7 protein-coding genes are annotated in these 7104 nt (G+C 43.0%); 3 read left to right on the top strand and 4 right to left on the bottom strand.

The genetic code is table 11. From position 1 onward, the window contains the following. Positions 1-306 precede the first annotated feature (306 nt). The 4 genes from V5804_RS16145 to panC all read right to left on the bottom strand — a co-directional run bounded on the left by V5804_RS16145 (position 307) and on the right by panC (position 2594). On the bottom strand, positions 307-687 hold the full coding sequence (locus tag V5804_RS16145; protein WP_369592436.1) for an endonuclease domain-containing protein: 381 nt from the start codon (positions 685-687) through the stop codon (positions 307-309). A 124-nt stretch (positions 688-811) separates the two neighbouring features. Next, on the bottom strand, positions 812-1309 hold the full coding sequence (gene rfaE2, locus V5804_RS16140; protein WP_369592435.1) for a D-glycero-beta-D-manno-heptose 1-phosphate adenylyltransferase: 498 nt from the start codon (positions 1307-1309) through the stop codon (positions 812-814). A 3-nt stretch (positions 1310-1312) separates the two neighbouring features. Continuing rightward, positions 1313-1660: an aspartate 1-decarboxylase gene (gene panD, locus V5804_RS16135; RefSeq protein WP_369592434.1), complete on the bottom strand. Its 348-nt coding sequence runs from the start codon at positions 1658-1660 to the stop codon at positions 1313-1315. A gap of 46 nt (positions 1661-1706) precedes the next feature. Beyond that, complete coding sequence (panC, locus tag V5804_RS16130) at positions 1707-2594, bottom strand: pantoate--beta-alanine ligase (RefSeq protein WP_369592433.1); 888 nt, start codon at positions 2592-2594, stop codon at positions 1707-1709. Between the two features lie 124 nt (positions 2595-2718). On the opposite strand from panC, the gene V5804_RS16125 reads away from it, so the two are divergent. The 3 genes from V5804_RS16125 (at position 2719) to glmS (ending at position 7035) form a co-directional block, all read left to right on the top strand. Then, positions 2719-3543: a glycogen/starch synthase gene (locus tag V5804_RS16125; RefSeq protein WP_369592432.1), complete on the top strand. Its 825-nt coding sequence runs from the start codon at positions 2719-2721 to the stop codon at positions 3541-3543. Positions 3544-3557: 14 nt separating this feature from the next. Further along, on the top strand, positions 3558-4985 hold the full coding sequence (locus V5804_RS16120) for a DUF4270 family protein (protein ID WP_369592431.1): 1428 nt from the start codon (positions 3558-3560) through the stop codon (positions 4983-4985). 214 nt (positions 4986-5199) lie between these two features. After that, complete coding sequence (gene glmS, locus V5804_RS16115; protein ID WP_369592430.1) at positions 5200-7035, top strand: glutamine--fructose-6-phosphate transaminase (isomerizing); 1836 nt, start codon at positions 5200-5202, stop codon at positions 7033-7035. The last annotated feature ends 69 nt before the right edge of the window (positions 7036-7104 follow it).

Genomic DNA, 7104 nt, shown 5'->3' with positions numbered 1-7104 from the left:
CGCTTGGATGGACGGCTTTAAGGGATTGGTTATCAGATATGAAGTCCTATCCAGGAACTGGATGGCGATGCACTGGATGGCATTCTGCGTATTTTTCCTCAGAAGAATTAACAAAAAAATAAAAGTTTAAACAACTTCAATTTAAAAAACACACCCCTACCCCTCTCAAGAGGGGAAAGCTGCACGAACGACACCAGAAAGACAAAACACTCCCTAACCCTACCAAAAGGGGAAAGCGCACAAACGACACCAGAAAGATAGACGCTATACTTCCCCTCTCGAGAGGGGTTAGGGGTGTGTCCTTTTTTAATCATTTATTTTATTGTTAAACCCATCTGCATAAATTTCTAACGTCCTTAAAACATTAAACATATCTGTTTGCACTTCCTGTTCTGTAAACCTTAATATCGTTAGTTGCTGTTGTTCTAATTCTTCCGTTCGCTTTAAATCTTTATCTGTAATTTCCTCATGGTATCTTCCGTCAATTTCAATCACTAAATTTAGTTCTGCGCAGTAAAAATCTACAACATAATTTAACAACGGTTTTTGACGATGAAAATCATATCCTAAAAACTGTTTCGCCTTTAATTCCTGCCAAAGCCTGATTTCTCCCGGTGTGCTGTTGTTTCGGAGATTTCGTGCCAGTTCTTTTAGTTTTGGGTTGTAGGGAATGATTTTTCTTGGCATACATTGAACATTAAAGCTAATCGAAAAACACACCCCTGCCCCCTCTCGAGAGGGGAATGCAGGGTGTAAACCTACCTAAATTAACCCTTGCAAAACTATCATACTTCTTTTATGCCCTAAAAAACTATAAACTTTCTTTGATCTTTTGGATGATATTGGTGCTCGAACTGTTGTTCAAATAATTGATCAACTCTACTTTTCCGCCATGGCTGATTACCCAATCTGCACCGGCAATATCTTCTACGCGGTAATCGCCGCCTTTTACCAACACATCGGGGCTGACTGCCCGGATCAGTTTTTCGGGCGTGTCTTCATCAAAAATAATCACCGCATCAATAAAGTGCATGGATGCCAGCAGCAAAGCGCGGCCTTCTTCATTTTGTACCGGCCGGTTGGCGCCTTTTAACCTTTTTGTGGAAGCATCCGAATTTACACCGACAATTAAACGGTTGCCAAAAGAAGCAGCACCAGCCAAACTGATGACGTGGCCAGGATGCAAAATATCAAAACAACCGTTGGTGAAAACAATCTTTTGCGACATGAGCCGCCAGGTAACCAACGCGTTTTGCAACTGATCCAGGTTCAGTACCTTTTTTTTGATAACGGCTAATTTGTCCAGCATTTTCTAAATCAATTTATTATCGGCATCCGGGAAAACCAGGATCGGCTCGTAAACTTTCGCTTCTTCCATCGGCAAAAAACCGTACGACATGATGATTACAATATCGCCTATCTGCGCCAAACGCGCCGTTGCACCGTTCAAACATACCATGCCCGATCCACGTGCCCCTTTTATCGCATAAGTTTCAAAACGCGCACCGTTGTTGTTGTTCACAATTTGCACACGCTCGTTGGCAATAATGTTGGCCGCATCCATCAAATCTTCATCAATGGTAATGCTGCCCACGTAGTTCAGTTCGGCCTGCGTTATTTTAACCCGATGGATTTTCGATTTTAATAGCTGAATAACCATAGCACAAAGGTAGTATTGATTTATGATTTATGGCGAATGCTGATTTTCAACCTAAAATCATATTATCAATCAGCCGCGTTTGGCCAACTTTGGCCGCAACCAAGGCGATTGTTCCTTTTTCTGGATGGCTTAAATCTTCGCTCAGATCATCGGCATTTACTATTTCCAGGTATTCCAGTTCTACGCCGGGTTCGGCTTTTATCATTTCCACAGCTTCTTTTAAAATGATTTGTGCCGATGCTTCTTTTACCGGTACATTTTTAAGATGGTTTAAAGCGCGCGATAAAACCAAAGCATGTTGCCGTTCTTCCGCAGTTAAATGAATGTTGCGCGAACTCATTGCCAGCCCGTCTGCTTCCCGGATAATCGGACACATGACCAATTTTACAGGCAGTTTTTTCAGTTCTGCCATCTTCTCAATCACCCGGAACTGCTGAAAATCTTTTTGCCCAAAAAAAGCCAGGTCAGGTTTTACAGCCACAAAAAGCTTGTAAACAATCTGCATCACGCCCTGATAATGGCCCGGCCGAAATTTGCCTTCCAAACGGTGCTCAACCTCGCCGATATCCAAATGCCAATGCTCTTTTTGCGGGTACATTTCTGTTGTTTCGGGCATAAACAAAACATCGCATTCGGCTTGTTCCAGCTTTATAATATCGGTTTCTATCGGCCGCGGGTATTTTTCGAGATCAAGCGCGTTGGTAAATTGGGTCGGGTTCACAAAAATACTGCAAACCACAATAGCTGTTTGCGCTTTGGCCAGGGCAATTAACGACAGATGGCCTTGGTGCAAAGCGCCCATTGTTGGCACTAAACCAATTGTTTTTTTGTTTTGCTGTTGCAGGTATTTTTGCAGCGCGGCAATGGTTTTCAGGATTTTCAAGGCCGTAAAAGTTCTGATAATTTTTAAAGGATCAAACTGTTTCCGGTTCAAAATTGCGCATTTGGTTAAAATAAGCTGCTACTGGCTTGTACAATTGATTGATAAATCATAAGATAATCCTATCTTTGTAGCCTTAATTGTAAATTCCTTTACATATAATTAACAACAATAAAAGATGAGTAAATCGAAACTTTTGTTTATTACACAAGAAATGTCGCCTTTTCTTGAACTTTCTAAAATTTCCGAAATCACCCGTCAGCTCCCGCAGGCCATGCAGGAAAAAGGGTTCGAGATCAGGATACTGATGCCGAGGTTTGGAAATATTAATGAACGAAGGAACCGTTTACACGAAGTGATCCGCCTATCGGGCATGAACATCATTATTGATGACAACGATAACCCATTAATCATTAAAGTAGCTTCAATTCCTGCGGCACGGATGCAGGTTTACTTTCTCGACAACGAAGAATACTTTCAGCGCAAATACGTTTTCCGGGATAAAGAGGACAAATTTTATGCCGATAACGACGAACGCATGATTTTCTTTTGCAAAGGCGCTTTGGAAACCGTAAAAAAATTAGGCTGGGCACCGGATATTATTCATTGCCACGGCTGGTTGACTTCGCTGGTTCCGGCTTATGTAAAAACCAGCTACAAAGACGACCCGACGTTTAAAAACTCCAAAGTGATATACTCTTTTTACGACCATAATTTCAGTGAAAACCTAAATGCCGGTTTCACCCAAAAAGCGGTGATGAACGGCATGGCCGAAAAACAGATCGAAGCTTATAAAGAAGGCAATAGTTTGGCTTTGGACAATGGTGCTTTGCAATATGCCGATGGTTTGGTTTTGGGCAGCCAGGAGCTTAGCCCGGAACTGTTAAATAATGTTAAAAAGAGCGGCAAACCGGTTCTGGAGTACGATTTAACACTTGATCCGGAAAATTTTTACAACTTTTACGAAGAAATTACCAGTGATGAATTGGTACATGTTGCATAAGATTTGATCCGAATATGAAATTTTCTAAATTAGGCTTATTAACGCTGTTGATAAGCCTTTTTATTTTAAACAGTTGCAAAAAGCCCGATACCGTTGGCCTGGCTGTTGACCCTTCCGAAGTGATTAACGGCACTTTGCTGGACACCGTTTCCATCAACACCACTACTTTGCGGGACGACAGCATTGTTACCACCAACCTAACTGCCAGCCAAGCCGGTGCTTCTGTTGCGGTTTTTCCTTTGGCTTATTATAAAGACCCAATATTTGGCGTTACAGAAGCAAACGCCGCCCTCTCTTTGGGCACGCCTGCCGGTGCTTTTACCAGGCCAACCGGAACCGTTACCGTAGATTCTGCTGTTTTGGTATTGCGCTATGGCAGGAATTTTTATGGCGATACTACGGCAACCAATTATAAACTAAACGTTTACCAGTTGAACGAGCAGCCCTTAAACCAGGCTTACTACAACACCAAAACATGGGCATATAACCCCACTTTAATTGGCACACGCAGTTTTCATGCCCGCCCCAATGACAGCGTTAAAGTATTGCAAATAGTTACAGGCGCAAAAGACACCATTAAAAAATTACAGCCGCAAATCAGGATACCTGTTAATACGGCTTTTGTTAAGAACAATATTTTATTGACCGATTCTTCCAAACTGATCGGGACAGAAGCTTTTAAAAGATATTTTAAAGGCTTGTACTTAACGTTCGACAAAGCACAAACAACCGGAGGCCCGGGCGGTAATTTTTATATGTTAACAGATTCCTGTGCTTTAAATATTTATTACAAAAACACCAGCAGCACCGGCACTATTGATACGGTGATGGCTTCTTTCCCGGCCTCGGGAAATTATGCCGCCCAGATCAAACATGATTATACCGGGACAACAATCCCGGCTGCTTTAAGCAATACAAAATCATCAGGGACTGTTTACCTGCAAGGTTTGGCTGGTTTGCGTGCCAAAATAGCTTTTCCTTCATTGGCCACCAATGTTAAAAAATTGATTGGCAACGCTGCTTTAAACCGCGCCGAACTGATCATCACACCGGTTGCAGGCACACAGATTTATCCTTTTTTGCCTGCGCCAAGGCTTACCATGTACCGCTACAATGTAGCCAAACAACGTACTTTAATACCTGATGCCAATAGTAATGACCCCCGTTTTATAAGCCTGCTTTCTTATGGTTTTGGCGGCCTTTATAACCCATATAAAAACGAATACCATTTTGTGATTACGGGCTACATCCAGGATTTACTTTCCGGGAAAACAATTGATTACGGAACCTTTTTAGCACCTGCAAATTACTACAACACAACATCTGTTGAATATAGTACCGGTTCTGCCTTCAGTGCCGCAAGATTGGTTGCCGGGGGCGATAAAACTTCTGCTTATAAAATGAAATTAAACATCATTTATACACCGGCTTTGGTGAAGTAACTATCAACTTTTTTAAGGTTGAACCCGTAAAAGTTACCATACTTCTTTTACCACTATAAAATTGGTGGTTCATTTTTTTCCATTAAAGAAGCTGAATGGTTTTTATGCCATAAAAGAAGCATGGAACATTCGATAAAAATTTCAGCAAGATTAAATATAAAAACACTCAATAGCTTTTATATTTGATCTTGCTTTGTAAAACTGCTGCCTTGTTATGTGTGGAATTGTAGGATATATTGGCTTTCGGGATGCCTACCCGATTGTAATAAAAGGTTTGCACCGCTTGGAATACCGCGGTTACGACAGTGCCGGTGTTGCCTTGCTTGACCAGGAAGTTAAGGTTTACAAAAAAGCCGGCAAGGTTAGCGACCTGGAAAATTTTGTAAAAGACATTCCCATGAAAGGCACCGCCGGGATGGGCCATACGCGTTGGGCCACGCATGGCGCGCCAAGCGACCGCAACTCGCACCCGCATTCTTCCGGCAACCGCGAGTTAACCATCATCCACAACGGCATCATCGAGAATTATGCAACGATAAAAGAAGCATTGATCGAAAAGGGCCACGAGTTTAAAAGTGATACCGATACGGAAGTCCTGATCCATTTGATCGAAAATATCCAGGACGAAACCCAACTCGGTTTGCAGGAAGCTGTCCGCATTGCTTTAAACCAGGTTATCGGCGCTTATGCCATCGTAATTATGAGCAACAATGAGCCAGACCAGTTAATTGCCGCGCGAAAAGGAAGCCCGATGGTAATTGGCGTAGGCAAAGGCGAATATTTTATTGCTTCGGATGCCACGCCGATTGTAGAATATACACGCAATGTGATCTACCTGAACGATAATGAAATTGCTTATATCAGCCGGGAGAATCTGTTGATTAAAAGTATTGACAATGTTGTCCAAATCCCCTACATTCAGGAACTGGAACTGAAACTCGAAATGCTGGAAAAAGGCGGTTTCGACCATTTTATGCTGAAGGAAATTTACGAGCAGCCACGTTCGGTACGCGACTGTATGCGTGGCCGAATTTATCCGCAACAAGGAAGGGTGCAACTGGGCGGCCTGACAGAATACGCCGAAAAACTGAAAAATATTGACCGCATTATCATTGTTGCCTGCGGAACGTCTTGGCACGCTGGTTTGGTGGGCGAATATTTGATTGAAGAATATGGCCGCGTTTCGGTTGAAGTAGAATATGCTTCCGAATTCAGATACCGCAACCCGATCATTTCTGAAAAAGATTTGGTGATTGCCATTTCCCAATCCGGAGAAACCGCCGATACGATGGCTGCTTTGGATTTGGCAAAAGAAAAAGGTGCCACCATTTTTGGCATTTGCAATGTGGTTGGCGCTTCCATTCCGCGCATTACGGATGCCGGCGTTTACACCCATGCCGGCCCGGAAATCGGCGTCGCTTCCACCAAAGCTTTTACCGCGCAGGTAACGGTTTTAACGCTGATCGCTTTTTATATTGCCCAAGTCCGCGGCACGTTATCGCAAAGCAAACTCATCAGCTTGTTAACCGAACTGAACGAAATCCCGCAACTAATTGAGCAAACGCTGCTGACCAACGATAAGATCAAAACGATTGCCGCGAGGTTCAAAGATTCGCCAAACTGTTTGTTTTTGGGCCGGGGAAGTGCTTTTCCGGTTGCTTTGGAAGGCGCGTTAAAACTAAAAGAAATTTCCTACATCCATGCAGAAGGTTATCCGGCGGCGGAAATGAAACACGGGCCGATTGCTTTGATTGATGAAGCGATGCCGGTGATTTTTATCGCCACCAAACATTCTTCTTATGAAAAAGTCATCAGCAACATTCAGGAAGTAAAAGCACGCGGCGGAAAACTGATTGCCATTGTTTCTGAAGGCGATACCGAAGTGAAAAAAATGGCGGATTACGTGATCGAGATCCCGCAAACAGACGAAGCATTTTTACCTTTACTGGCCACTATCCCGCTCCAGTTATTAGCCTATCACATTGCGTTGATGCGTGGTTGTAATGTTGACCAGCCGCGTAATTTGGCCAAATCGGTAACGGTGGAATGAAGGAAAGTTGATAGTCAATTGTTGATGGTTCATGGGTAATTGCCGAAACCTCTTACCAATTTTTAGGTG

It is taken from the genome of Mucilaginibacter sp. (genome assembly GCF_041088075.1).
Classification (GTDB): domain Bacteria; phylum Bacteroidota; class Bacteroidia; order Sphingobacteriales; family Sphingobacteriaceae; genus Mucilaginibacter_A.
Note: the sequence above shows the minus strand (reverse complement) of the source record. Positions and strands in the feature narration are given on the sequence as shown.

Excerpts from the sequence above, each read along its gene's own strand:
- V5804_RS16145 (WP_369592436.1), bottom strand. The coding sequence starts at position 687 with ATGCCAAGAAAAATCATTCCCTACAACCCAAAACTAAAAGAACTGGCA.
- V5804_RS16125 (WP_369592432.1), top strand. The coding sequence starts at position 2,719 with ATGAGTAAATCGAAACTTTTGTTTATTACACAAGAAATGTCGCCTTTT.
- glmS (WP_369592430.1), top strand. The coding sequence starts at position 5,200 with ATGTGTGGAATTGTAGGATATATTGGCTTTCGGGATGCCTACCCGATT.
- rfaE2 (WP_369592435.1), bottom strand. The coding sequence starts at position 1,309 with ATGCTGGACAAATTAGCCGTTATCAAAAAAAAGGTACTGAACCTGGAT.
- panD (WP_369592434.1), bottom strand. The coding sequence starts at position 1,660 with ATGGTTATTCAGCTATTAAAATCGAAAATCCATCGGGTTAAAATAACG.
- V5804_RS16120 (WP_369592431.1), top strand. The coding sequence starts at position 3,558 with ATGAAATTTTCTAAATTAGGCTTATTAACGCTGTTGATAAGCCTTTTT.